Below are 22,988 nucleotides of genomic sequence, written 5' to 3' on the forward strand. Positions count from 1 at the left end.
ATCGCCGGCACGGGTCTCAGACGGCGGGCTGGGACACCAGCGAGCCGGCCTGGTTCTGCTCGCGCAGCGCGGTCTTGAGGACCTTGCCCGAGGGGTTGCGGGGCAGGGCGTCGACGATCGCGACCCGGCGCGGCCGCTTGTACCCGGCGAGGTGCTCCTTGCAGTAGGCCTCGATGGACTCCGTGGTCGGCGGGTTCGCGGGGTCGGCGGGCACCACCACGGCCAGCGGCGTCTCGCCCCACTTGGTGTCCGGCACACCGATCAGCGCGACGTCGCCGATGCCCGGGTGCGCCGCCAGGACGTTCTCCACCTCGGCGCAGTAGATGTTCTCGCCACCCGAGATGATCATGTCCTTCTTGCGGTCGACCACGTAGAAGTAGCCGTCCTCGTCCTGCCGGACGAGGTCGCCGGAGTGGAACCAGCCGCCGCGGAAGGCCTCGGCGGTCTCCTCGGGCTTGTTCCAGTAGCCGCTCATGATCAGCGGGCCGCGGTAGACGATCTCGCCGATCTCGCCCGGCGCGACGTCGTTCATCTCGTCGTCGACGACCCGGACCTCGACGTTGGCCATCGGGGTGCCGACGGAGCCGATCTTGCGGATCGAGTCCTCGCCGCGCAGCAGGGTGGTGACCGGGCTGCACTCGGTCTGCCCGAAGGAGGTGGTGACCTGGGCCTGCGGGAAGGTGTCGATCATCGTCTGCAGCAGGGTGGTGGACGCGGGCGCCGCGCCCCAGGAGATCCGGGTCAGCGCCGAGAGGTCGCGGTCGGCGATCCCCGGCACCGCGCAGATCGCGGCCCACTGGGCCGGGACGCAGAAGCACGAGGTGACCTTCTCGCGCTCCAGGATGTCCAGGGTCTCGACCGGGTCGAAGTTCCCGGACCGCGGGATGACGACCGTGCCGCCCGCCGTGATCGCGATGTGCGCCCCCGCGACCCCGGCGATGTGGAACAGGGGCGCGGCGGACATCGACACGCCGTGCCCGCCCGTGCCGCCCAGCGTGGCGATGTTCGAGTAGGAGTGCAGGTAGAGGTTGCGGTGGCTGAGCATCGCGCCCTTGGGCCGCCCGGTGGTGCCGGACGTGTACATGATGAACGCGGTGTCGTCGTCCGAGTTCGGCAGCTCGACGTAGTCCGGCGACGCCGCGGCGAGCACCTCCTCCAGGTCGCCGCCGATCGTGACCACCTGCCGGACGCCCGGCGCCTTCTCCAGCGCCTTCTCCAGCGTGGGGGCCAGGCCCGCGTCGACGATCACGGACACGGCGCCGGAGTCCGTGAGGGCGTAGGCGACCTCGTCGGCGACGAGCCGGAAGTTGATCGGCACGCAGATCGCGCCCGCCCGGACCGGCGCAATGTAGGCCTCGAGCAGGTCGGCGCTGTTCAGCCCCAGGACCGCGACGCGGTCGCCGGGGATCACCCCGCCGGCGGTGAGGGCGTTCGCGAGCCGGGTGATCCGGGCGTCGGATTCGGCGTAGGTCCGTCGGACGCCGGCCCCGGCGTCGACGAACAGCAGGGTCTCGGGGGTCACGCGCGCCCAGCGCGCGACGATGTCGCTGAAGCTCATGCCACGGCCGACGATGGCGCCTGACTGCGTCGTCATGGCGCACAGCCTGCCCAATTGAGCGAACGTTCGGCAAGGTCCGATCGGGCCGGAGCCGGACCGATGAGGTCAGCGACGCGGAGGGACCGGGCCCGCGCCCCCGACCCCTCCGCGCCGGTGCCCGCCGGTGCTCGTCGGTGCCCGTCGGTGCCCGTCAGTGCCCGTCAGCGCTCGTCGGTGCCCGTCAGTGCGCGTAGCGGTTCCGCAGCTCCTGCTTGACCAGCTTGCCCGTCGGGGTGCGGGGCAGGAAGTCGGTGAAGTCGACGCTGCGCGGCGCCTTGTAGTGCGCGATGCGCTCGCGCACGAAGGCGATCAGCTCGCGCTCCAGCTCGGGACCGGCGTGCACGCCCGGTGCGGGCTGCACGATCGCCTTGACGGACTCGCCCATCTCCGGGTCCGGCACGCCGATCACCGCCGCGTCGAGCACCGCGGGGTGGGTGACCAGCACGTCCTCGACCTCGCGCGGGTAGATGTTCACCCCGCCCGAGATGATCATGAACGCCTTGCGGTCGGTGAGGAAGAGGTAGCCGTCCTCGTCGAGGTAGCCCAGGTCGCCGGTGGTGGTCCAGGAAGGGTGGTCGGGGTGGGTGGCACCGGCCGTCTTCTCCGGGTCGTTGTGGTACTCGAAGGGCCGCTCGTCCCGCTCGAAGTAGATGGTGCCGACCTCGTAGGGGGCGAGGACCTTGCCGTCGTCGTCGCAGATCCGCACCACGCCCAGACCGGCCCGGCCGACGGTGCCCGGCCGCTCCAGCCACTCGTGGGAGTCGACGAACGTGATGCCGTTGGCCTCGGTGGCGGCGTAGTACTCGTAGAGCACGGGGCCCCACCAGTCGATCATCGCCTGCTTGACCTCGGGCGGGCACGGCGCGGCCGCGTGGATCGCCACCCGCAGGGACGAGTGGTCGTACCTGCGGCGGACCTCCTCGGGCAGCTTGAGCAGGCGCACGAACATCGTCGGCACCCACTGGCTGTGGGTGACCCGGAAGCGCTCGATCGCGGCCAGCGCCGCCTCGGGGTCGAACCGCTCCATGACGACGACCGTGCCGCCGATCGCCTGGACCGTGGCGCAGAAGCGCAGCGGGGCCGCGTGGTACAGCGGCGCGGGGGAGAGGTAGACGGTTTCGGTGTCGAAGCCGTACATCGGGCCGAACAGGTCGATGTAGGTGTCGCCCGGCTCGTCGACCGCGGAGTCCGGCAGCGTCGGCTTGATGCCCTTCGGCCGGCCGGTGGTGCCGGAGGAGTAGAGCATGTCCGCGCCGCGCGGCTGCGCGGGCAGCGGCTCGGCGGACACGCCCGCGAGCGCCTCGTCGTAGTCGGTGTAGGCGTCCGAACCGGGGATCGGCCCGCCGAAGGCGAGCCGCGTGCCGACCGAGACGTGGTCGCCCACGGCCGCGGCCAGCCCGGCCACCCCCGCGGACACGATCAGGGCCTTGGCCCCGCAGTCCGTGACGATGTAGGCCGCCTCCGGCGCGGAGAGATGGTGGTTGACCATCGTGATGTAGAGGCCGGAGCGGCGGGCCGCCCAGTAGATCTCGAAGACCCGCGGCGTGTTCTCGGTGACGACGGCGATCACGTCGCCGCGCCGCAGCCCCGCCTCGTGCAGGAACCGGGCCAGGCGGGCGGAACCCTCCTCGAGCCGGCGGAAGGTCAGCGTCTCGCCGCTGCCCGCCATCACCACCGCGGGCTTGTCGGGGGTCGTGATGGCGTGCGTGCCCGGATACATGTCCGTCCTCTTCCTCGGTCGACGTCCGGCGGTCGGAAGTCCCGATCCTGGCAGACGATCGACGGGGGCGGACGCAGATGAGGCGGACGTCGCGGACCTTGCGGACGTCGCGGACGGGCGGCGGGGAACGGCGGGGAGCGCGGGTGCCGCCCGGCGCGGGAGCCGGCCGCGGCTACGCGGAGGCGGCGGGCCGCGCCCCGCTCTCGACGGAGGGTGCGCCGGAGCCGGCGCAGCGCTGCGCGGACACGACGGTGCCGCGCGCGGAGAACCGGTTGTGCAGGCGCAGGGTGGACTCGGGGGTGACGTGCTTCAGCCGCGCGCAGACGGGACACGTTCCGTAGCCATCGGTGACCTTCGCGTTCACGTCTCGTGCCTCTCCTCGGGGGCCGCTCACCGGATCGGGGTACCGGGGCGGGTCGGGCGAGTCTACCGGTGGACGGAACGTGGCGGGATCACCATGAGGAGTGGGGTGGGCCGATCGGCGGCGTGGGATGCCGGCGGGAAGCGGAGCGGAAGTCGGTGCCGAGCGCGCCGTAACGGGTCCTGGTGCGCGGGAAATGGCGGCGCCGTCACGGTTCGGTGACGAATGGCGACCCCTTGTCGCCGAACCGTGACGCGTGTTCCGGGGCGAGGTCAGTGTGCCGCGTGGTACGCCTCGAGAACATTCGACGGGATGCGCCCGCGCTCCGAGATCTTCATCCCCTGGGCCGCCGCCCATTCCCGAATCGCCTGGTTCTGCTGGCGGTCGGAAACGGGCCGCGAGGCCGGCGCGGACGAGCCGCCGGAGGCGCGCCGCCCGGAGGCCCGGCGGGCCGCCGCAATGTAGGGCGCCAGCGCCTCGCGCAGCTTCTCGGAATTCTTGGCCGACAGGTCGATCTCGTAGGACTTCCCGTCGACGGAGAACTCCACCTGCTCCTCCGCCTCGCTGCCGTCCAGGTCGTCGATCAGCGTGATCGTGGTCTGCTTCGCCACGGCCCCTCAGCCCCTCTGCTCTCCGAGCTCCTGCCCCTCACCGGGCTCCACGCGGGCAGGAAGCATCCCCCGGCGGGTGGCCGGGTGCTTTCCGGGAGCGGGCTGGATCGGCGTGCGGAACAGGAGAATGCGTTCGGTACAGACGATAAAGGAAGGCGCCGCGGAAAGTCGATTCGGGTCCCCTGTTCCGCGGGTCCGCGGCGCACGCATCACTCCTTCGGAGGAATGCGCCGGATAGCGGCGAAGCGCCCGGCCGCGGAACCGGGGCGGCCGCCGCGGAACGGCCCGAATGGCGCCGTTCAGGCCACGGGCGTCCACCAGTCCGCGGTCGGCGGCGGGCCGGTCAGGTCGATTCGCCGGCCGGGAACGGGCAGGGCCAGCGGGATTCCGGCCGTTTCGGCGGCGGCTCGCAACCGGGTCACGGGCTCCGACCAGGGATGGAAGCCGAGATTGAAGGTCGCCCAGTGCACGGGGAGCAGTACGCCGCCCCGGAGATCGCGGTGGGCGGCCACGCATTCCTCCGGATTCATGTGGATGTCCGGCCACAGGTCCGCGTAGGCGCCGATCGGCAGCATCGTGAGAGCGAACGGCCCCCAGCGCTCGCCCGCCCGGGCGAAGGCGGCCGTGTAGCCGGTGTCGCCGCCGAAGTAGGCCCGGTGCCGCGGTCCGGCGACGGCCCACGAGGACCAGAGGGTGGTGTCGCGCTGCAGCCCGCGACCCGAGAAGTGCCGCGCCTCGGCGCAGGTGAGGGTCAGCCCGGCCACCTCGACCGTGCCGTCCCAGTCCAGCTCGACGATCCGGCTCTCGGGCACACCCCATGCCCGCAGGTGCGCGCCGATGCCGAGGGGCACCACGAACGGGGCGGAGCGGTGCCGCGGGTCCGCGACCAGCGCCCGGACGGTGGGCAGGTCGAGGTGGTCGTAGTGGTCGTGCGAGATCAGCACCGCGTCCACGGGCGGGAGTGCCGTGAGCGGGACGGGTGCAGGGTGCAGCCGCTTCGGCCCCACCAGCCGGGAGGGCGAGACGCGCTCGCCCCACACCGGGTCGGCCAGCACCCGTCGCCCGTCGATCTCGAGCAGGACGCTGGAGTGCCCGAACCAGGTCACGGCCAGGTCCGCGGCCCCGGCCGTCCCCGCGGGGCCGGGTCCCTCCGCCGGGGCGGCGAGCGGGACGGGCCGGCTCGGGCGCCCGGCCCGCCTCGCGACGACGGCGCGCAGCGCGGCCGGCACGGTGCCGGACGGCAGCGCGGTGCCCGGCTCGGTGTTGCGGAAGCGGCCCTCGCGGGCGTGCGGCGACCCGTCGGCGGCCCGGCGCAGCTCCTCGGGCGAGGCGCCCATGGCGCGCGGGATGCCCCACGCGGCCGCGCCGGCCGCGGCGAGGCCGCCGGTGGCGGCGAGGGCGAGGGCGGTCAGCACCCCGGTGCGGAGGGGGAGCGCGGTCGTGCGGGCCACGCTCCCAGACTACGAGCGCGGCGGCCGGGAGATCGGCCGACGGTCTCAGCCCGCTCCCAGCCACGGGGCCCCAGTCCCTGCCCTCAGGTCGCCATGATCATCACTTCAGGACCGGAACGGTCGATCGCCGACCTTCCTCGTCCAGAAATGATGATCATGCCGAGCGAGAGGGTGGACCGGGTCCGCGACGATCGCCGTCCCGGCCACTTCCCGGCCACCGGCGGCCGGGACAGGTCCGTGGCGGCGATCACGGCGGATTCACCGGTCCCCGGTCATGATCACCACTTCTGGACCGGGACGGTCGGATCTCGACCGTCCCGGTCCCCGTCGGACGATCACGAACGCCCGCGCCGGCCCACGGCGCGTGTCCCGGGCCGGCCGAGCGCCCGTCAGCTCGTGCGCAGGGCGGTGAGGGGCTCCGCCAGCTCGCGCCACTGGTCCTCCGGCACGCCGCGCTTCTCCACGGGCAGGGCCTGCACGGCGACGTGGTCGGCGCCCGCGTCGAGGTGGGCCTGCACCCGGCGCACCACGGTGTCGACGTCGCCCCAGGCGACCAGGGCGTCGACGAAGGCGTCGGACCCGCCGTCGGCGAGGTCGGACTCGTCGAACCCGAGGGTCTTGATGTTGTTCACGTAGTTGGGCTGGGCCAGGTAGGTCGCGGTGTAGCGGCGGCCGATCTCGCGGGCCCTGACCGGGTCGGTCTCCAGCAGGACGGCCTGTTCGGGGCAGAGCAGTGGTCCCGTGCCGAGGGTCTCGCGGGCCCGGGCGGTGTGTTCGGGCGTGACGAAGTAGGGGTGCGCCCCGTCGGTCCGCTCGCCGGAGAGCTCCAGCATCCGCGGCCGCAGCGCGGCGAGGACGTACCGGACCGGGGTCGTCGGCCGCTGCGCCGTGTACGGGGCCTTGTCGATGCCGTCGAGGTACTCGCGCATCGCGGTGAGCGGCTTGTCGTACTGGTGCCCGCGCAGCCCGCTGACCAGGTTCTGGTGGCTCACGCCGAGCCCGATCAGGACCCGTTCCGGATGGGCCTCGGTGAGCGCCTTCGTCGCGCACGAGGTGGCCACCGCGTCGCGCGCCCAGATGTTCGCGATGCCGGTCGCGCCGATCAGCCGCTCGGTCGCCGACAGCAGCATCGACAGGTGGACGAAGGGGTCCCGGCCGGCCACCTCGGGGATCCAGAGGGCGCCGTAGCCCAGGGACTCCAGCTCGGCCGCCAGCTCCCGGGCCCGCGCCGCGGGGACGACGTCGAGCGCGCCGGTCCACAGGCCGACGGCGGGCAGGGCGAAACGTGATCTCGTGTCCGTCACCCTCCGGACCCTAGGCTCCGGGCGTGAGCACCTCTACTGCGACGGAGCACCGGGTCTCGACCGAGCGGCGCGGGCGGGTCCTGCTGATCCGGATGGAGCGGGCGGCCAAGCGCAACGCCGTCGACGCGGCCATGACCGCCGCGCTCGACGCCGCGCTCGACGAGCTCGAGGACGATCCGGACCTGTGGTGCGGCGTGCTCACCGGCGGCCCGACGGTCTTCTGCGCGGGCACGGACCTCGCGGGCGGGGCGGGCGAACCGACCGCGCGGGGCGGCAACTACGGCGTCGTGAAGCGCGAGCGGTCCACGCCGCTCGTCGCGGCGGTCGAGGGCGTCGCCTACGGCGGCGGGTTCGAGATCGTGCTGGCCTGCGACCTGGTGGTGGCGGGCCGGTCGGCACGGTTCGGGCTGCCCGAGGTGGCCCGCGGGCTGGTCGCCAACTGCGGGGCGCTGTTCCGGGCGCCGCGCCCGCTGCCGCTCAACGTCGCCAAGCAGATGCTGCTCACCGGGCAGCCGCTCGGCGCGGACCGGGCGTACGCGCTGGGCCTGGTCGCCGACGTCGTCGACGACGGGGGCGCCGAGGCCGCCGCCCTCGCCCTCGCCGAGCAGGTGTGCGCCAACGCCCCGGTCGCGGTGCGGGCCACGCTGCGGGCGGTCGAGACCGTCGCCGGCGAACCCGACGAGCGCGGCTGGGCGGCCACCCGCGAGGCGACGGAGGCGGTGCTCGCCTCGGCCGACCGGCAGGAGGGCGTGGCCGCCTTCCTGGAGAAGCGCGAGCCGCGGTGGACCGGTCGGTAACCTGGCGATCATGACGGACGGGGCACGGCGGGACGAGCTGGTCCGGCTGCTCCAGGCCTACGCCACCGAGTCCGCGCGGCTCGCCCAGGCCTTCTCCGAGCAGCACGGGCTGCACACCACCGACCTGCACGCGCTGATCGCCGTGCTCAACGCCGACCGGGTCGGGGAGCCGCTCACCGCGGGCCGGCTCGGCGCCCACCTCGGACTGTCCTCCGGGGCGACGACGGCGCTGGTCGACCGGCTGGAGCGGCACGACTACGTCCGCCGGGACCGGGACGAGCGGGACCGCCGCCGGGTGGTGCTGCGCTACGGCGCCGCCGCGGCCGGGATCGGCCAGGCCTTCTTCGGGCCGCTCGGGGCGGGCATGGACGCGATGCTGGCGGGCTACTCGGAGGCCGAGCTGGCCGCCGTCGCCCGGTTCCTGTCCGGGGTCACGGAGCTGGTGGCGCAGCGGCGCCGGGAGGTCCGCCCGCTCGCGCCCTCGTGACGGGTCCCGGTATGTGCGACTTCCCGTTGCGCACGGACACCGCGGCGGGTGAGGCTCACCACCGTGAGCGACGCCGCCGACACCCCCGCACCCGATCCGGCCCTCCTGGACGCCCTGTCGTTCGAGCCGTTGACCCCCACCGCGTACCTGGACCGCGCCGCCGCGGCGCACGGCGACCGGATCGGGGTCGTCGACGGCGACCGCCGCTGGACGTACGCGGAGCTGCACGAACGGTGCACCCGGCTGGCGGGTGGGCTGGCGCCGCTGAGCGACGGCCGGCCGGTGGCGGTGCTGGCGCCGAACACGCACGTGCTGCTGGAGGCGAACTTCGGGGTGCCGTGGGCGGGGGTGCCGCTGGTCGCGGTGAACACCCGGCTGTCGGCCGGCGAGGTGGCCTACATCCTGCAGCACTCGAAGTCCGCCGTGCTGATCCACGATCCCTCCTTCGACGCCCTGGTCGACGACGTGTTCGCCGCACTCGACGCCCCGCCGCGGCGGATCCGGGCGGGGGAGGAGTACGAGGCCCTGCTCGCCGGGGCCGAGCCGCTGCACCGCACGCCCGCGGACGAGCGGGCGCTGTTGTCGATCAACTACACGTCGGGGACGACGGGGCGGCCCAAGGGCGTCATGTACCACCACCGGGGTGCCTACCTGCAGGCCGTGGCGATGGTGGGGCACACCGGGTTGTCGCCGTCGGCGGTGCACCTGTGGACGCTGCCGATGTTCCACTGCAACGGCTGGTGCTTCCCGTGGGCGGTGACCGCGGCGGCGGCCACGCACGTGTGCCTGCCGAAGGTGGACCCGGCGGAGGTGTGGCGGCTGATCCGCGAGGAGGGCGTGACGCACCTCAACGGGGCGCCGACGGTGCTGTCGATGATCGCGTACGCGAAGGACGCGGCGCCGCTGCCGGAGGGCCACACCGTGCGGATCGCAACGGGCGGGGCGCCGCCGTCGCCGGCGATCCTGCGGCGGATGGGCGAGCTGGGCTTCGACGTCACGCACCTCTACGGGCTGACCGAGACCTACGGGCCGGCGATGCTGTGCGACTGGCGCCCGGAGTGGGACTCCCTCGACACCGAGGCGCAGGCCCGGCTGAAGGCGCGCCAGGGCGTCGGGAACATGATCTCGTGCGCGGTCCGGGTGATCGGCGAGGACGGGGCCGACGTCCCGGCGGACGGCACGACCACCGGGCAGATCGCGTTGCGCGGCAACAACCTGATGCTCGGCTACCTCGACGACCCGGAGGCGACGGCCGCGGCCGCGCCGGACGGCTGGTTCCGGACCGGGGACATCGGCGTCGTGCATCCCGACGGCTACGTGGAGCTGCGGGACCGCTCGAAGGACGTGATCATCTCGGGCGGGGAGAACATCGCGTCGGTCGAGGTCGAGCAGGCCATCATGGACCATCCGGCGGTGCTCGAGGTGGCGGTGATCGCGGTGCCGGACGAGCGGTGGGGCGAGGTCCCGGCGGCGTACGTGACGCTGCAGGAGGGCGCCTCGGCCACCGAGCAGGAGATCGTCGAGCACGTGCGCGGGCGGCTGGCGCGGTTCAAGGCGCCCAAGTCCGTGACCTTCGGCGAGCTGCCCAAGACCTCGACCGGCAAGATCCAGAAGTTCGTCCTGCGCGAGAAGGCGTGGGCCGGGGTGGAGCGCCGCATCCAGTGAGTCGCATCCGGTGAGCGCACGGCGCTCTCGCTCGGACCCGGTGAGCGAGAGCGCCGTTCGTGCAGAACTCAGGCGGTGAGCTTGCTCATCGCCTTCCACTCGTCCCAGGGCACGGCCCAGTCGTAGACGTCGCCGTCCCGGGCCGACAGCGGGACGCTGCTGCCGGTCACCTCGACGGGGTCGCCGTACAGGGCCGTGTCGAAGTAGGCCTTGGCGTTCTTGATCGACAGGTTGATGCAGCCGTGCGAGATGTTCCGGCGGCCCTGCGCGGACTGCGAGGCCGGGTTGGCGTGGATGAACTCACCGTTGTTGGAGATCCGCACCGCCCAGTACTCCGGCATGTTCACGTAGCCGTAGTCCGGGTTGGACATGAGGACCTTCTCGGACTTCGCCATCACGATGTGGATCCCGCTGCGGGTGACCCGGCGCGGGTCGGTCTCCAGGCCGTAGCTGGCGGGCAGGTCCATGATCTGCTGTCCGTCCCGGACGACGAGGATGCGGTGGCTGTCCTCGTCCGCCTTGACGATCTGGCTGCGGCCGATGGTGAAGTGGGTCGTGAGGTCGGCGGAGCCGTAGCCGGCGCTGCCCAGGTCCTTGCCGTACAGCGGCGCGTTCACCGCCACCTGGGTGCCGACCGGCCAGTACTCCTTGGGCCGCCAGTGCACGCGCGAGCCCATGGCGTCGTCCGGCAGCCAGGCCCAGGCGCCCTCGACCGGGGTCGACGTCGTGACCTGCAGCCCGCGCTCGACCTCGGCCTTCGCGTCGTCGGACAGGTCGCGGTCGAACCGGATCTCGATCGGCGCCGCGATGCCGACCGTGGCGCCCTCGCCGATGTTGGTCGAGGCCTTGACCAGCCGCTTCGGCGCGACGGTGGCGAAGGAGCCGGCGAGCGGCGTGACGGTGCCGTCCGGGGCGACCATGGAGCCGCTCCAGGTGTAGGTCTCGCGGTAGGCGAGCGGGGCGGTGGCGGTCCACTGCGCCCGGTCGCCGGAGTAGGTGCCGGGCAGGGCCTCGCCGTCCGAGTCGGTGAGCGCGACGTCCCGCAGGGTGCCGGCGGTGGCGGACGCGCGGGCGGCGCCGAGGGGGTGGACGTCCGCGGTGCCGGCGGCGGGCTGCAGGTCGAGCCGCGGGACGATCGTCGCCGGGGCCTGGGCCGGATCCGCGACGTGGCTGCTCCGCGGGTCGGCGTTCGCGCTGGCACAGGCGGCCACGAGCCCGGCGGAGACCCCGACTGCGACCGCCCCGACCAGGATCCGCCGCACGGCCCGCCACTGCACGGATTTCACGCTTCCCCCTCGCGTCACACCTACCCCACGATCATCATGCCCACCGTCGGTGAAGATCCGGAGCGGAGGGTGATTGCGATTCGATTGCGGGACGCGAACCACCCGAACGGCCCAGAGAACGGGACGTCCCCATTCCGTACCTGTCGTCCGGATCCGAATCACCCGCTCGGGAGGGGCGTCACCAGCACCCGCGCGCGGCAGGGGTGGCGCGCCCAACCATGATCGCTCCCAGTGGCCCTTCCCGGCCACCCACGGCCGAAATGTGCCGCATTCGGCGATCGACCTCGCGCGGACGAGGCCCGACCGGTCGGCGGGATCAGCGGAGGCCGAGCGTGCGGTAGCGGCGGCGCCGGCGCACCAGGCGGTCGACGGGGGAGAGGGGGAGGAGGGCGCGCAGCTCGGACTCGACCGCGTCGGCGACCCGGCGGGCGAAGGCGTCGGGCTCGTCCGCGGCGTCGGGCCGCTCGTCGACGATCGTGTCGACCGCGCCGGCCCGCAGCAGGTCCACGGCGCGGACGTGCTGCCGGGCCGCCACCTCCGCCGCCTTCTCCGGGGTGCCGTGCACGATCGTGCTCGCGCCCTCCGGCGGCAGCGGGGTGAGCCAGCCGTGCCGCGCGGCGATCACCCGGTCCGTCGGCAGCAGGGCGAGCGCGGCTCCGCCCGTGCCCTGCCCCAGCAGCACCGAGACCGTCGGCACGGGCAGCTCGGTCAGCTCGCCGAGGCACCGCGCGATCTCGCCGGCGAGCCCGCCCTCCTCGGCCTCCACCGACAGCGCGGCCCCGGTCGTGTCGATCACCGAGACCACGGGCAGCCCCAGCTCGGCCGCCAGGCGCATGCCGCGCCGGGCGGTCCGCAGCGCACCCGGCCCGAGCGGTTCCGCCGCCTGCGCCCGCCGGTCCTGTCCCAGCAGCACGCACGCCACGCTGCCGAACCGCACCAGCGCGAGCAGCAGGCCGCGCCCGGCCTCGCCCTCGCCGGTCCCCGCCAGCGGGACGACGTCCGTGGCCGCCAGCCGCAGCACGTCGCGGACCCCCGGCCGCTCCGGTCTCCGGGACCGCCGGATGGAGGCCCAGGCGTCCTCCTCGGGGCCCGACGGCTCCGCGCGCGACCGCGCCGCGGGCGGCAGCCGCATCGGGTCGACGGGGTCGAGCATCGCGAGCACCCGCGCCGCGACCCCGGCGAGCCGCTCCGGCGGCAGCACCGCGTCGACGATCCCGTGCCGGTGCAGGTTCTCGGCCTTCTGCACGCCCGCGGGGAACTCGTCGCCGTACAGCGCCGAGTACACCTTCGGCCCCAGGAACCCGACGAGCGCGCCGGGCTCGGCCACGGTCACGTTGCCGAGCGAGCCCCACGACGCGAACACCCCGCCCGTCGTCGGGTGCCGCAGGTAGACGAGGTACGGCAGGCCCGCGGCCTTGTGCGCGGTGACCGCCGCGGAGATCGCCGCCATGCGCAGGAAGGCGATCGCGCCCTCCTGCATCCGGGTCCCGCCCGAGGCCGTCGCGGCCAGCAGCGGCAGGCGCTCGTCCGTCGCCCGCTCGATCGCCCGGATCAGCCGCTCGGCCGTGGCCACCCCGATCGAGCCGGCGAGGAACGCGAACTCGCTGCACACCACCGCGACCCGGCGGCCCGCGATCCGGCCCTCGCCGGTGACCACGGCCTCGTCGACGCCGCCGCGCTCGCGCGCCGCGGCGAGCTCCGCCCGGTAGTCCGGGGTGTCGGCGACCTCGGGCACCGGGGCGGGGGTGGTGTCCCAGGAGCGGAAGGTGCCGTCGTCGAGCACGGTCTCGAGCAGCTGGCGCGAACGGGGCGTCACGCACCGAGCCTGCCATCCCGCGCCCGCCCGGGCGGTCCGATCGCCACCCTCGGGTGACCGCTGACAGCCCGCGCACCGGAGGTGCTCACGGGCGGTACACCGCCGCCCGCCCTCGCCGGTTCCCGAGCGTGGCGCCAGACCCTGCAGGGGTCACCCGGTCGACGTACCCTTTCGCGCACATCGTGCCCGGCTGCACTGATCACGCGGCGGATACCCAGGAGTACCGATGACCGAGACCGGCCAGCAGACCAGCACCGGAACCCGGCACAGACTGCCGGTCAGAACACTCGTGGCGGCCTCCATCGGCAACGCGATCGAGTGGTACGACTGGACCATCTACGCGACGTTCTCGATCTACTTCGCGACCCAGATCTTCCCGCCCGGCAACGAGGCGCTGGCCCTGATCAGCACGCTGGCCACCTACGCCCTGGCCTTCTTCTTCCGGCCGCTGGGCGGCTTCCTGCTCGGCCGCTTCGCCGACGTCCGCGGCCGGCGCACCGCGATTATGCTGACCATCCTGCTCATGGCGGGCGGCTCGCTGGTGATCGCGATCCTCCCGACCTTCGCGATGGTGGGCTGGCTCGCCCCGGTCCTGCTGCTGCTCGCCCGCATCGCCCAGGGCATGTCGCTGGGCGGCGAGGTGTCCAACGCGTCGGCCTACCTGGGCGAGGTCGCCCCGCCGCCGCACCGCGGCCGCTACTCGTCGTTCTTCTACATCTCGACCGGCGGGGCCGTGCTGATCGCGAGCGTGCTCGGCGTGATCCTCTCCGGCTCGCTGTCGGAGGACCAGGTCTCCTCCTGGGGTTGGCGGATCCCGTTCGTCGTCGGCGGCCTGCTCGGGCTCCTCGGGCTCTGGCTGCGCCGGGCGATGCCGGAGACCGAGCAGTACGAGACCAACAAGGACAAGGCGCAGACGATCCGCAACCCGCTGCTGCTCACGCTGCGCGAGCACCCGAAGGCCGTCGGCCAGCTCGTCGGCTTCACCCTGCTCTCGACGCTCTGCTACTACACCTTCTTCTCCGCCCTGACCCCGTACGCCACGAAGTCCCGCGGGGCCGACCCGTTCGACGTCTTCCTCGCCCTGGCGATCGCGACGGCGCTGTTCGTCCTGCTGCAGTACCCGATGGGCGCGCTGTCGGACCGGTTCGGGCGCAAGCCGCAGCTGCTCTTCTGGTCCGCGGCGACCGCGATCCTGATCGTGCCGCTGTCCGCCCTGGTCCGGCCCGGGATCGTCGGGCTGCTCGTGGTGTTCTGCGTGGGCCTCGGGCTGTACACGATGATGACCTCGATCGCGCCGGCGATCATGAGCGAGCTGTTCCCGACCGAGGTGCGCGGCCTGGGCATCGGTGCCTGGTACAACCTCACGGTCGCGCTCTTCGGCGGCACCGCCCCGCTGATGATCCAGTGGCTGGGTGGGGCGTTCTTCTGGTACGTCGCCGCCGGCGCCGTCCTCGCGTTCCTGACGATCCTGACGCTGCCCGAGACGAAGGGCACCGTCCTGCGCTAGCCGTGCCAGGGTGGGAGACGTGAGCAATCCCGGGCGTTACGACGTCGCCGCACTCCGCAGCCAGTTCCCCGCCCTCAAGGCGGGGGCGGCGCACTTCGACGGGCCCGGCGGCTCGCAGACGCCCGAGCCGGTGGCCCGGGGCGTCTACGAGGCGCTGACCTGTCCGGTCGCCAACCGCGGCACCGTCACCAAGGCCGAGCGGCACGCGGACGGGATCGTGCTGCGGGCGCGCGCCGCCCTGGGGGACCTGCTCGACGCCGACCCGCGCGGGATCGTGTTCGGGCGCAGCATGACCCAGCTGACCTTCGACCTCGCGCGCACCCTGTCCGCGACCTGGGGGCCGGAGGACGAGGTCGTCGTGACCCGGCTGGACCACGACGCGAACATCCGGCCCTGGGTGCTCGCCGCGGAGGCGGTGGGCGCGACGGTCCGCTGGGCCGACTTCGACCCGGACACCGCCGAGCTCACCGCCGCCGACGTGGCGGCCGTGCTGTCGCGCCGCACCCGCCTGGTGGCCGTGACGGGGGCGTCGAACCTGGTCGGCACGATCCCGCCGGTCGCCGAGATCACCGCGCTGGCGCACGAGGCCGGGGCGCTGACGATGGTCGACGGCGTGCACCTCACCGCGCACGAGGCCGTCGACGTCTCCGAGCTCGGCGCGGACTTCTTCGCCTGCTCGCCCTACAAGTTCCTCGGCCCGCACTGCGGGGTGCTCGCCGCCCGGCCGGAGCTGCTGGAGGAGCTGCGCCCGGCGAAGCTCGCCCCCTCCACGGACGTCGTCCCGGAGCGGTTCGAGCTGGGCACGCTGCCCTACGAGCTGCTGGCCGGCACCACCGCTGCCGTCGACTTCCTCGCCGGGCTGACGGGTTCGCCCGCCGACCGCCGCACCGCCCTGCTCGAGGCGATGGCGGCGATCCGGGCGCACGAGGAGCCGCTGCGGGTGCGGATCGAGCAGGCCCTCGCCGAGCTGCCCGGCGTCCTCGTGCGGTCGCGGGCGGCGCACCGGACCCCGACCCTGCTCGTCGAGTTCACCGACCGGAACCCGGCCGACGCCTACCGCTACCTCGCCGAGCGGAAGATCAACGCTCCGGCGAGCTCCTTCTACGCCCTCGAGGCCAGCCGGCGCCTCGGCCTGGGCGACACGGGCTCGCTGCGGATCGGGCTGTCCCCCTACACCGACGACACGGACGTCGACCGCCTCCTCGACGGCCTGGCCTCGTTCACCGCGCTCCGCCGGTGAGCGCCACCGCCCTCAGGGAGAGCGGACGCCACTCACGACCGAGCCGATCCGGGCGGGTGCGGCGGGGATCACGGGACGCCGGCGCGGTGCTGCTCGCCGACGCCCTCGGCGCCCGGCGGCTGGTCGGTGTGTCTCGCTCACCAGGGGTGAGCGGGAGCGCAGTTCGCCCAGCTCCTCAGGCGAGCCAACCCGGCCGGACCAGGCCGGTCTCGTAGCCGAGGACGACGAGCTGGGCACGGTCCCGCACGCCCAGCTTCACCATCGACCGGCTGACGTGCGTCTTCGCCGTGGCCGGGCTGACCACCAGCCGCTCGGCGATCTCGTCGTTGGACAGCCCGGCCGCGACCAGCGCGAGCACCTCGCGCTCGCGGCCGGTGAGGGCGTCGAGCCGGCGGTCGGGCGCCGGGGGACGGGACCGCGCCGCGAACTCCTCGACCAGCCGGCGGGTGACGCCGGGGGAGAGCAACGCCTCGCCCGCGTGCACCACCCGCACCGCGTGCAGCAGCTCGGCCGGCTCGGTGTCCTTGACCAGGAACCCGCTGGCCCCGGAGCGCAGGGCCTCGAAGATGTAGGCGTCCTCGGCGAAGGTCGTCAGCACGACGACCCGGACGCCGGACAGGCGCGGATCCGCCACGATGTCGCGGGTCGCGGCCAGCCCGTCCCGCCCCGGCATCCGGATGTCCATGAGCACGACGTCCGGGGACGTGTCGCGGCAGACCCGCAACGCGGCGTCCCCGTCCTCGGCCTCGCCGACGACCTCGAGGTCCGGCGCCGAGCCGAGCAGCGCCCGGAACCCGGCCCGGACCAGCGCCTGGTCGTCCGCCAGCACGACCCTGATCACGCGGTCTCCTCGATCATCCGGCTTCCTCCTCGTCCCGGCGCCCCACCGCCGCGCCGCGGCGGCCGGGCAGCGGCAGCACGGCCTCCACCCGGAAACCGCCGCCGGGAGCCCGGCCGTGGGCCAGCGTGCCCCCCAGCGCGGTCGCCCGCTCGCGCATCCCGACCAGCCCCGTCCCGCCCGCGCCGGGCCGCGCGGGCGGGCCCGTGCCGTCGTCGTCGACGACGAGCCGGAGCGCGCCCTCCCGCTCGGTCACCCGCACGAACGCGCGCCGGGCCCCGGCGTGCTTGCGCACGTTGGTGAGCGCCTCCTGCACGATCCGGTAGGCGGCGAGGTCGACGCTCGGGGGCAGCTCCGGCGCCGACACCGCGGTCTCGACGGTCAGCCCCGCCGCCTCGTTGTCCGCGACGAGCCGGTCCAGCATGGCGAGCCCGGCGGTCGGGGCGCGGGGCGGCTCCTCGTCGATCCCGCGCAGGACGCCGAGGGTGGAGCGCATCTCGCGCAGCAGGTCACGGCTGGCGTCCTTGATCGTGGCCAGCGCACGGCGTGCCTGCTCGGGGTCCTCGTCGAGCAGGTAGAGGGCCACGCCGGCCTGCACGTTGATCAGGGAGACGTGGTGGCCGAGCACGTCGTGCAGCTCGCGGGCGATGCGCAGCCGCTCCTCGCCGGCCTGCCGGCGCGCCGTCTCCTCACGGGCGGCGCGGGCCTGCGCGCGACGCTCGGTGCGGGCGCGCCACAGCTCGCACCCGGCGACGTACGCGGCCAGCCACGCCAGCCAGCCGACCCGGCCCTCGAGTCCCGCGGGCCCGCCCCGCCACGCGACCTGGATCGCCAGCCCGGCGAGCACGGCGACGGCCGTGGTGACGTAGGCGACCCGCCGGTGGCCCCGCAGGATCGCCTCGGCCAGCGCGACCAGCGACGGCACCACGACCGGACCGAACGGGTAGCCGAGGCCGAGGTAGACCAGCAGCACGGCCACGCAGCCGATCAGCACCGCGGGCGGATGGGCCCGGCGCACCACGAGCAGCAGCGGACCGAGCACGAGGAGGGCGATCCCGAGCGCGTCGACGGGGCGCGCGGTCGGGACGAAGCGGGACGCGTTGAGCGCGGCGACCACGCCCACGACCAGCCAGGCGGCCGGGGTCAGCACGGTGTGCGGCACGCTCTGCCACGAGCGCCGCACCAGCCCGCCGACCCAGGACACACCCGAACCCTAGAGCGGCGGCGGCCCCGGCCGCGTCGGTCCGCGGCGGACCCGCGGCGTACTCCCCGGGGCGTACGTCGGCGGCCCACGGCCCGCCCGCCGGGGCAGCGCAGGTCCCGCCCGCGGTGCGACGCGCGCCGAGCCGGCCCCCGGCACCGTGGTGGCACACCACGAGAACCACTGGGGGACATCATGAGCGAGAACACCGTGCACACCGGGACCGGGGCCCCGGACCTGCGGCTGTCCGACGCCGACCGGGAGGCCGTCGCCGACCGGATCCGCGCGGCCGCCGCCGAGGGCCGGCTGACCCTCGAGGAGGCCGACGAGCGCCAGCAGGCCGCCTACGCGGCGAAGGTCGAGGCCGACCTCGCGCCGCTGACCGCGGACCTGCCGGCCCCGCCGCCCGCCCCGCCGGGCCGCCGTGAGCTGACGCCGGACGCCCGGCGCCGGCTGCTGATCCACGTCGGGATCGCGCTCGCCGTGGTCGCGATCGTGCTGGTGCGCTGGGTGGCCGGCCCCGTGTCCTTCTTCTGGCCGGGCGGCCCGATCTTCTGGATCGCGGTCAGCGTCGCGGGGCACTACTGGTTCGCGACCCGCCGCGCCCGCACCACCTGACCGGTCGCCGGCGCGACTATCGCCGCTCACCGGGGCGGTTGCCCGTAGGTCCACAGCTGCTCGCCGACGGCCGCGAGCTCGTCGTCGGGGAGCAGCGCGGGCTCCCCGAGCAGCCGCGCCTGGTGGTAGAGCCGGCACAGCCACTCCAGCGTCACGGCCCGGTCGTAGGCCCGCGCGAGCGTGTCGCCGCAGGTCGTGGCGCCGTGGTTGCGCAGCAGGACCGCGTCGCGCCCCGTCATCGCCCGCACGCTCGCCTCCGCCAGCTCGGCCGACCCGTACCGCGCATAGGGGGCGACGCGCACCGGCCCGCCCAGCTGCATGACCAGGTAGTGGATGCCGGGCAGCTCGTCGACCAGGGTGGACAGCGCCGTCGCGTAGAGCGGGTGGGTGTGGACGACGGCCCGCGCCCGGGTCCCGGCGTAGACCGCCAGGTGCATGGGCAGTTCGGAGGAGGGGAGCGGGCCCTGCTCCACCGCACGGCCCGCGAGGTCGACCACGCACACGCCCGCCGGGGTGAGCTCGCCGTAGTCCACGCCGGTCGGCGTGATCGCGATCAGGTCGCCCCGCCGCTCGCTCACGTTGCCCGAGGTGCCCACGGTCAGTCCCGCCGCGGCCATCCGCCGGCAGCACTCCACGATCCGCACCCGCTCGTCCGCCAGCAGCACACCGTCTCCTGTCACGCTCCGTCATCCCGCTCGGAGCGATCGTAACCGTGAGTGGTACGGCAGGTGGACCGTTCGGCGCGTCCGGTGCCGGACGAACGGCGGGACACGACCGTCGGCCGCGTGATCGAGTCCGTCCGTCGGGACGCAGTGCGATCAGGGTAGGACGCGTCGTCACCTGATCGTGGAGCCGTCGTTCATCCGATCGTGCACAACGCGTCGGACGTCTCCCCGGTCCCCGCCCCCGCCCGCAACCGGTCGTGGGGCGCGTGATGACCAACCACACCCTGCCCCCGCGGACCCGCCGGCGTGCCGAGCGCCGTGGCCCCTCCCGCTCCGGGCTGGTCCTCCGGGCCGGCGTCGGCGTGGTCGCCGTGCTGGCGATCGTGCTGGTCGGGCTGCTCGTCGGTGGCGCCCCGTCGCCGGCGGCCCGGCAGGGCGGTGGCGCGGGCCCGGCCCCGTCCGCCGCGGCCGTCGACCCGGCCGCGCTGCAGGAGAGCACCACCTACACCACCCTGCAGGGCACGGTGCCCGACCCCGCGCCGCAGGAGACCACGGACGGCCGGGTCGCCCACCCGGTCCGCGAGACGCTGGTCCACGACGCCCCCGGCGGCACCCCGATCGCCCGGATGCCGGTGACGCAGATCGGCGACACGTGGCTGCCGGTGATCGCCCGGCAGGGCGAGTGGGCGCAGGTCCTGCTGCCTTCGCGGCCCAGCTCCTCGACGGGGTGGCTGCCGCTGGCCGACCTCGACGTGAAGACCACGCCGTACCGCGTCGCCGTGCACCTGGGCTCTATGACGCTGGCCCTGTACGAGGACGGCGCGAAGCTCGCGGAGTGGACGGTCGGCATCGGCAAGCCCTCCGCGCCGACCCCGGCCGGCCGGACCTTCCTGCTCGGCGCGTTCACCGACGACGAGCAGCAGTACTCGCCGGTGATCCTGCCGCTGGGCACGCACAGCCCCACGCACGACACCTTCGGCGGCGGCCCGGGGACCGTCGCCATCCACACCTGGCCGACGGACGACGTGTTCGGCACCGCCACCAGCGACGGCTGCATCCGCGTCCCCGCGGACGCGTTGCGCCAGCTCACCGAGGTGCCGCTCGGCACGCTCGTGACGATCGACGAAGCATGACCGGCAAGGAAGGGACCCGACGCGTGAAGACCTCGAAGTTCGCCGGCGCCGGCGCCGCCGCGGTGGGTGCCGCCACCGCCGCGGCGATGCTGCTGCTGGGCTCCACCGCTGCCTCCGCCGAGCCCGACGTGACCTCCTCGGCGTACGTCGTCGAGACGGACGGCCTGCTGTCGGTCAGCCCGAGCCCCTACGCCGAGTCCCGGGACGGCGAGCACGACCGGCAGAGCGTCGCGGACGTCTCCGCCCTGCCGCTGCGCGGCAAGCCCGGGATCGGGCTGTCCGCGCTGGTGGCGGAGGCCGAGGGGCACCGGGCCGAGGCCACCGTGGCGAAGGTGGACCTGCTCGGGATCCTGCGCGCCGACACGATGCGGACCTGGTGCGACGGTGCGGACGGCGGCTCGGCCGGCGTCGACCTGCTCGACGCGGCCGTCCTCGGCACCCCGGTGAACGTGCCGCTGGAGGGCCAGAAGCTCCCGATCTCCCCGCTGCTGGAGATCACGCTCAACCAGCAGGACCGCGACGACGACTCGATCACGGTCACCGGCTTCACCCTGACCCTGCTGCCCGGCCAGGACCGGCGACGGGAGCTGAACGACAAGGAGAAGGAGGTGGCGCCCGACCTGATCGGCCTGGTCCGGGGCTCCCTGCCGGACCTGTCGCAGACCCCGCTGCGGACCGTCGACGACCTGCTCACCGCGCTCTCGCCGAAGGGCGACCTGTTGAGGATCACCGTCGGCTCGGCGACCTGTTCCCTGGAGCAGGAGCACGAGAAGGAGAAGGCGGCCGAGCCCGTGGTCAGGAAGCACCAGCCCGAGCCGGGCGAGGCGCCGCGGCCCGAGATCGTGCAGAAGAACCTGCCCGTCACGGGCTGACGGGCCGGACGGGGGTCGGGGGCCGGGGCTGCGCGTCGGGGGACGCGGCCCGGCCCGTTCCCGTTCCCGGCGTCAGCCCTCGCGGGCCGCCCGCTTGCGCCGCTTGCCCTCGTGCATCGCCTGCACCCGGGCGACGGGGATCGCGTGACCCTCCTCCACCAGGTCGGCCGGCAGCTCCTGCGGCGCGGGCAACGCCTCGGTCCAGGAGGGCCGGTCCGCCAGCAGGTCGGGCGCGGTGCGGAGGGTGAAGTCGGTGGGGGAGACGGTGTCCAGCTCCGCCCACTCGAGGGGGAACGACACCGGCAGGCCGGGGCGGATGCGCGGACTGTAGGCGGCGACGACGGTCGCGCCGCCCGCGCGGGTGGAGTCGACGAAGACCTTGCCCTCGCGCTCCTCGCGGAGGAAGGCGGTGGTCGCGAGGGCGGGATCGAGCTTCTCGGTCCGCGCGGCGAGGGCACGGGTGGCGGCCGCCGCGTCGTCGAACGGGACGGGGGCGAGCGGGACGACGACGTGGACGCCCTTGGAGCCGCTCGTCTTGACCGCTCCGGCGAGCCCGGCGCCGGCGAGCGCCTCGCGCACCAGGTGGGCGACCGCGACGACGGCCCGGAAGCCCGCACCCTCGGGCGGGTCGAGGTCGAGCACGAGCTGGGAGGCCTGCTCCGCCCCGACCGTGAACAGGGCCGGGTGGTACTCCACGGCCCGCTGGTTGGCCAGCCACAGCAGGGTGCGCCGGTCGTCGCAGAGCGCGTACCGGACCTCGCGACCGGTCTGCGAGCGGATCACCGTGCTGCGCACCCAGTCGGGGGTGTAGCGGGGGAGGTTCTTCTGCATGAACGGTTCCTGGCCCGGCCGCACCCGGATCACCGAGAGCGGCCGGTCGGCCAGGACGGGGACCATCCGGTCCGCGACGGCGTCGAGGTAGTCGACCAGGTCCCGCTTGGTCGCGGGCTCCCCGTCGACGAGGGCGGAGTCCAGGCTCGAGAGCGCGACGCCCGCGCGTTCCTCGCCCGCCGTCACGTCGGCCTGCTCATGAGCACTCCGTCATGCAGGCATCATGGCCCGGCACGGGGCCGGGGTCACGCGGTGGCGCCCTCCGGGTGGACGGAGTGCTCCCCCTCGGCGAACTCCTCGACGATCTTCGCGCAGAAGGCCTCGAGGTCCCCGGGGTTGCGGCTGCTGACGAGGCCCTGGTCGGTCACGACCTCCTCGTCCACCGGGTTCCCGCCCGCGTTGCGGATGTCGGTCCGCAGGCTCGGGAACGAGGTCAGCGTGCGGCTCTTGACCAGGTCCGCCTCGACGAGGGTCCAGGGCCCGTGGCAGATCACGCCCACCGGCTTGCCGGCGGCGAACACGTCCTTCACGAACGTCAGGACGTCCTGGTCCATGCGCAGCCGGTCGGCGTTGACGGTACCGCCCGGCATGATCAGCGCGTCGTAGTCCGACGCCGAGACCTGCGAGGCGAGCTTGTCGACCGGGTAGGTCGCGCTCGGCGAGATGTCGGAGTTCATCGACTGGATGGCGCCCTCGGAGATCGACACGATCTCGGTGGTGGCGCCGGCGTCCTCGACCGCCTTGCGCGGCTCGGTCAGCTCGACCTCCTCGACGCCGTCGGTCGCGAGGATCGCGACGCGCTTGCCGTCCAGTGCACCCATCGTGGTTCTCCTTCCCGGGCCGCGGTCGGCACGGCCCCGTGATCGGCGATACCCGGACGGGCGCGCCCTACACGGTGCGCACGCCGCGGCGATGTGTCATCGTGCGGATCAGGCACGTTGAGCAGGCAGCGTCGCAGCCGCCCCGCGCGAGGCGCGGGACCACCGAC

General features: G+C 74.2%; 21 protein-coding genes. 8 read left to right on the forward strand and 13 right to left on the reverse strand.

Annotated elements, in window-relative coordinates; all coding sequences use genetic code 11:
• Nucleotides 1-16: 16 nt before the first annotated feature.
• The 6 genes from ACFQH9_RS01420 to ACFQH9_RS01445 all read right to left on the reverse strand — a co-directional run bounded on the left by ACFQH9_RS01420 (nt 17) and on the right by ACFQH9_RS01445 (nt 7,044).
• Entirely contained in the window at nt 17-1,594 is a 1,578-nt protein-coding gene (locus ACFQH9_RS01420) for a long-chain-fatty-acid--CoA ligase (protein WP_379563311.1), read from the reverse strand.
• Nucleotides 1,595-1,778: 184 nt separating this feature from the next.
• Entirely contained in the window at nt 1,779-3,317 is a 1,539-nt protein-coding gene (locus ACFQH9_RS01425; protein ID WP_379563313.1) for an acyl-CoA synthetase, read from the reverse strand.
• Between the two features lie 172 nt (nt 3,318-3,489).
• Complete coding sequence (locus ACFQH9_RS01430; RefSeq protein ID WP_379563315.1) at nt 3,490-3,681, reverse strand: hypothetical protein; 192 nt, start codon at nt 3,679-3,681, stop codon at nt 3,490-3,492.
• A gap of 269 nt (nt 3,682-3,950) precedes the next feature.
• Nucleotides 3,951-4,289: a histone-like nucleoid-structuring protein Lsr2 gene (locus ACFQH9_RS01435; protein WP_379563317.1), complete on the reverse strand. Its 339-nt coding sequence runs from the start codon at nt 4,287-4,289 to the stop codon at nt 3,951-3,953.
• A 299-nt stretch (nt 4,290-4,588) separates the two neighbouring features.
• The gene (locus ACFQH9_RS01440; protein WP_379563319.1) at nt 4,589-5,740 is read right to left on the reverse strand and encodes an MBL fold metallo-hydrolase; all 1,152 of its coding nucleotides are present in this window, start codon (nt 5,738-5,740) and stop codon (nt 4,589-4,591) included.
• Nucleotides 5,741-6,129: 389 nt separating this feature from the next.
• Nucleotides 6,130-7,044, reverse strand: coding sequence for a TIGR03620 family F420-dependent LLM class oxidoreductase (locus ACFQH9_RS01445; protein WP_379563321.1), 915 nt, complete (start codon nt 7,042-7,044; stop codon nt 6,130-6,132).
• A gap of 23 nt (nt 7,045-7,067) precedes the next feature.
• Here ACFQH9_RS01445 and ACFQH9_RS01450 point away from each other — a divergent pair, with 23 nt between their 5' ends.
• From ACFQH9_RS01450 to ACFQH9_RS01460, 3 genes are all read left to right on the forward strand, one after another.
• On the forward strand, nt 7,068-7,841 hold the full coding sequence (locus ACFQH9_RS01450; protein WP_379563323.1) for an enoyl-CoA hydratase-related protein: 774 nt from the start codon (nt 7,068-7,070) through the stop codon (nt 7,839-7,841).
• 10 nt (nt 7,842-7,851) lie between these two features.
• On the forward strand, nt 7,852-8,328 hold the full coding sequence (locus tag ACFQH9_RS01455; RefSeq protein ID WP_379563325.1) for a MarR family transcriptional regulator: 477 nt from the start codon (nt 7,852-7,854) through the stop codon (nt 8,326-8,328).
• 105 nt (nt 8,329-8,433) lie between these two features.
• Nucleotides 8,434-9,993, forward strand: coding sequence for an acyl--CoA ligase family protein (locus ACFQH9_RS01460; RefSeq protein ID WP_379563711.1), 1,560 nt, complete (start codon nt 8,434-8,436; stop codon nt 9,991-9,993).
• Between the two features lie 68 nt (nt 9,994-10,061).
• Here the strand turns inward: ACFQH9_RS01460 and ACFQH9_RS01465 are convergent, their stop codons facing one another.
• Nucleotides 10,062-11,279 (reverse strand): L,D-transpeptidase, encoded by a 1,218-nt coding sequence (locus tag ACFQH9_RS01465; protein WP_379563327.1) that lies wholly within the window; start codon nt 11,277-11,279, stop codon nt 10,062-10,064.
• 316 nt (nt 11,280-11,595) lie between these two features.
• Nucleotides 11,596-13,095 carry a carboxyl transferase domain-containing protein gene (locus tag ACFQH9_RS01470; protein ID WP_379563329.1) on the reverse strand — a complete coding sequence of 500 codons (1,500 nt, stop codon included), beginning with the start codon at nt 13,093-13,095 and terminating at the stop codon, nt 11,596-11,598.
• A 226-nt stretch (nt 13,096-13,321) separates the two neighbouring features.
• On the opposite strand from ACFQH9_RS01470, the gene ACFQH9_RS01475 reads away from it, so the two are divergent.
• Complete coding sequence (locus ACFQH9_RS01475; protein ID WP_379563331.1) at nt 13,322-14,602, forward strand: MFS transporter; 1,281 nt, start codon at nt 13,322-13,324, stop codon at nt 14,600-14,602.
• Between the two features lie 19 nt (nt 14,603-14,621).
• Nucleotides 14,622-15,842 carry a cysteine desulfurase-like protein gene (locus tag ACFQH9_RS01480; RefSeq protein ID WP_379563333.1) on the forward strand — a complete coding sequence of 407 codons (1,221 nt, stop codon included), beginning with the start codon at nt 14,622-14,624 and terminating at the stop codon, nt 15,840-15,842.
• A gap of 175 nt (nt 15,843-16,017) precedes the next feature.
• On the opposite strand, the gene ACFQH9_RS01485 is transcribed toward ACFQH9_RS01480, so the two are convergent.
• Nucleotides 16,018-16,683, reverse strand: a complete 666-nt coding sequence (locus ACFQH9_RS01485; protein WP_379563335.1) for a response regulator transcription factor — start codon at nt 16,681-16,683, stop codon at nt 16,018-16,020.
• Nucleotides 16,684-16,696: 13 nt separating this feature from the next.
• Nucleotides 16,697-17,884 (reverse strand): sensor histidine kinase, encoded by a 1,188-nt coding sequence (locus ACFQH9_RS01490; protein WP_379563337.1) that lies wholly within the window; start codon nt 17,882-17,884, stop codon nt 16,697-16,699.
• 192 nt (nt 17,885-18,076) lie between these two features.
• Here ACFQH9_RS01490 and ACFQH9_RS01495 point away from each other — a divergent pair, with 192 nt between their 5' ends.
• Nucleotides 18,077-18,499 carry a DUF1707 SHOCT-like domain-containing protein gene (locus ACFQH9_RS01495; protein ID WP_379563339.1) on the forward strand — a complete coding sequence of 141 codons (423 nt, stop codon included), beginning with the start codon at nt 18,077-18,079 and terminating at the stop codon, nt 18,497-18,499.
• A 26-nt stretch (nt 18,500-18,525) separates the two neighbouring features.
• On the opposite strand, the gene ACFQH9_RS01500 is transcribed toward ACFQH9_RS01495, so the two are convergent.
• Complete coding sequence (locus tag ACFQH9_RS01500; RefSeq protein WP_379563713.1) at nt 18,526-19,164, reverse strand: class II aldolase/adducin family protein; 639 nt, start codon at nt 19,162-19,164, stop codon at nt 18,526-18,528.
• A 269-nt stretch (nt 19,165-19,433) separates the two neighbouring features.
• On the opposite strand from ACFQH9_RS01500, the gene ACFQH9_RS01505 reads away from it, so the two are divergent.
• Complete coding sequence (locus ACFQH9_RS01505) at nt 19,434-20,297, forward strand: L,D-transpeptidase (protein ID WP_379563341.1); 864 nt, start codon at nt 19,434-19,436, stop codon at nt 20,295-20,297.
• A gap of 23 nt (nt 20,298-20,320) precedes the next feature.
• Entirely contained in the window at nt 20,321-21,169 is an 849-nt protein-coding gene (locus ACFQH9_RS01510; protein WP_379563343.1) for a hypothetical protein, read from the forward strand.
• Between the two features lie 72 nt (nt 21,170-21,241).
• On the opposite strand, the gene ACFQH9_RS01515 is transcribed toward ACFQH9_RS01510, so the two are convergent.
• Together ACFQH9_RS01515 and ACFQH9_RS01520 are read right to left on the reverse strand one after the other, a co-directional pair.
• On the reverse strand, nt 21,242-22,186 hold the full coding sequence (locus tag ACFQH9_RS01515) for a DNA polymerase domain-containing protein (RefSeq protein ID WP_379563345.1): 945 nt from the start codon (nt 22,184-22,186) through the stop codon (nt 21,242-21,244).
• A 59-nt stretch (nt 22,187-22,245) separates the two neighbouring features.
• Nucleotides 22,246-22,821, reverse strand: a complete 576-nt coding sequence (locus tag ACFQH9_RS01520; protein ID WP_379563347.1) for a type 1 glutamine amidotransferase domain-containing protein — start codon at nt 22,819-22,821, stop codon at nt 22,246-22,248.
• Between the last annotated feature and the right edge of the window lie 167 nt (nt 22,822-22,988).

The sequence above is a fragment of the Pseudonocardia lutea genome (genome assembly GCF_042658055.1).
In the GTDB taxonomy this organism is placed as follows: domain Bacteria; phylum Actinomycetota; class Actinomycetes; order Mycobacteriales; family Pseudonocardiaceae; genus Pseudonocardia; species Pseudonocardia lutea.

What these genes read in the sequence shown, in the direction of transcription:
- ACFQH9_RS01495 (WP_379563339.1), top strand. Translation starts at nt 18,077, where the DNA reads ATGAGCGAGAACACCGTGCACACCGGGACCGGGGCCCCGGACCTGCGG.
- ACFQH9_RS01420 (WP_379563311.1), bottom strand. Translation starts at nt 1,594, where the DNA reads ATGACGACGCAGTCAGGCGCCATCGTCGGCCGTGGCATGAGCTTCAGC.
- ACFQH9_RS01425 (WP_379563313.1), bottom strand. Translation starts at nt 3,317, where the DNA reads ATGTATCCGGGCACGCACGCCATCACGACCCCCGACAAGCCCGCGGTG.
- ACFQH9_RS01475 (WP_379563331.1), top strand. Translation starts at nt 13,322, where the DNA reads ATGACCGAGACCGGCCAGCAGACCAGCACCGGAACCCGGCACAGACTG.
- ACFQH9_RS01505 (WP_379563341.1), top strand. Translation starts at nt 19,434, where the DNA reads ATGACCAACCACACCCTGCCCCCGCGGACCCGCCGGCGTGCCGAGCGC.
- ACFQH9_RS01520 (WP_379563347.1), bottom strand. Translation starts at nt 22,821, where the DNA reads ATGGGTGCACTGGACGGCAAGCGCGTCGCGATCCTCGCGACCGACGGC.
- ACFQH9_RS01455 (WP_379563325.1), top strand. Translation starts at nt 7,852, where the DNA reads ATGACGGACGGGGCACGGCGGGACGAGCTGGTCCGGCTGCTCCAGGCC.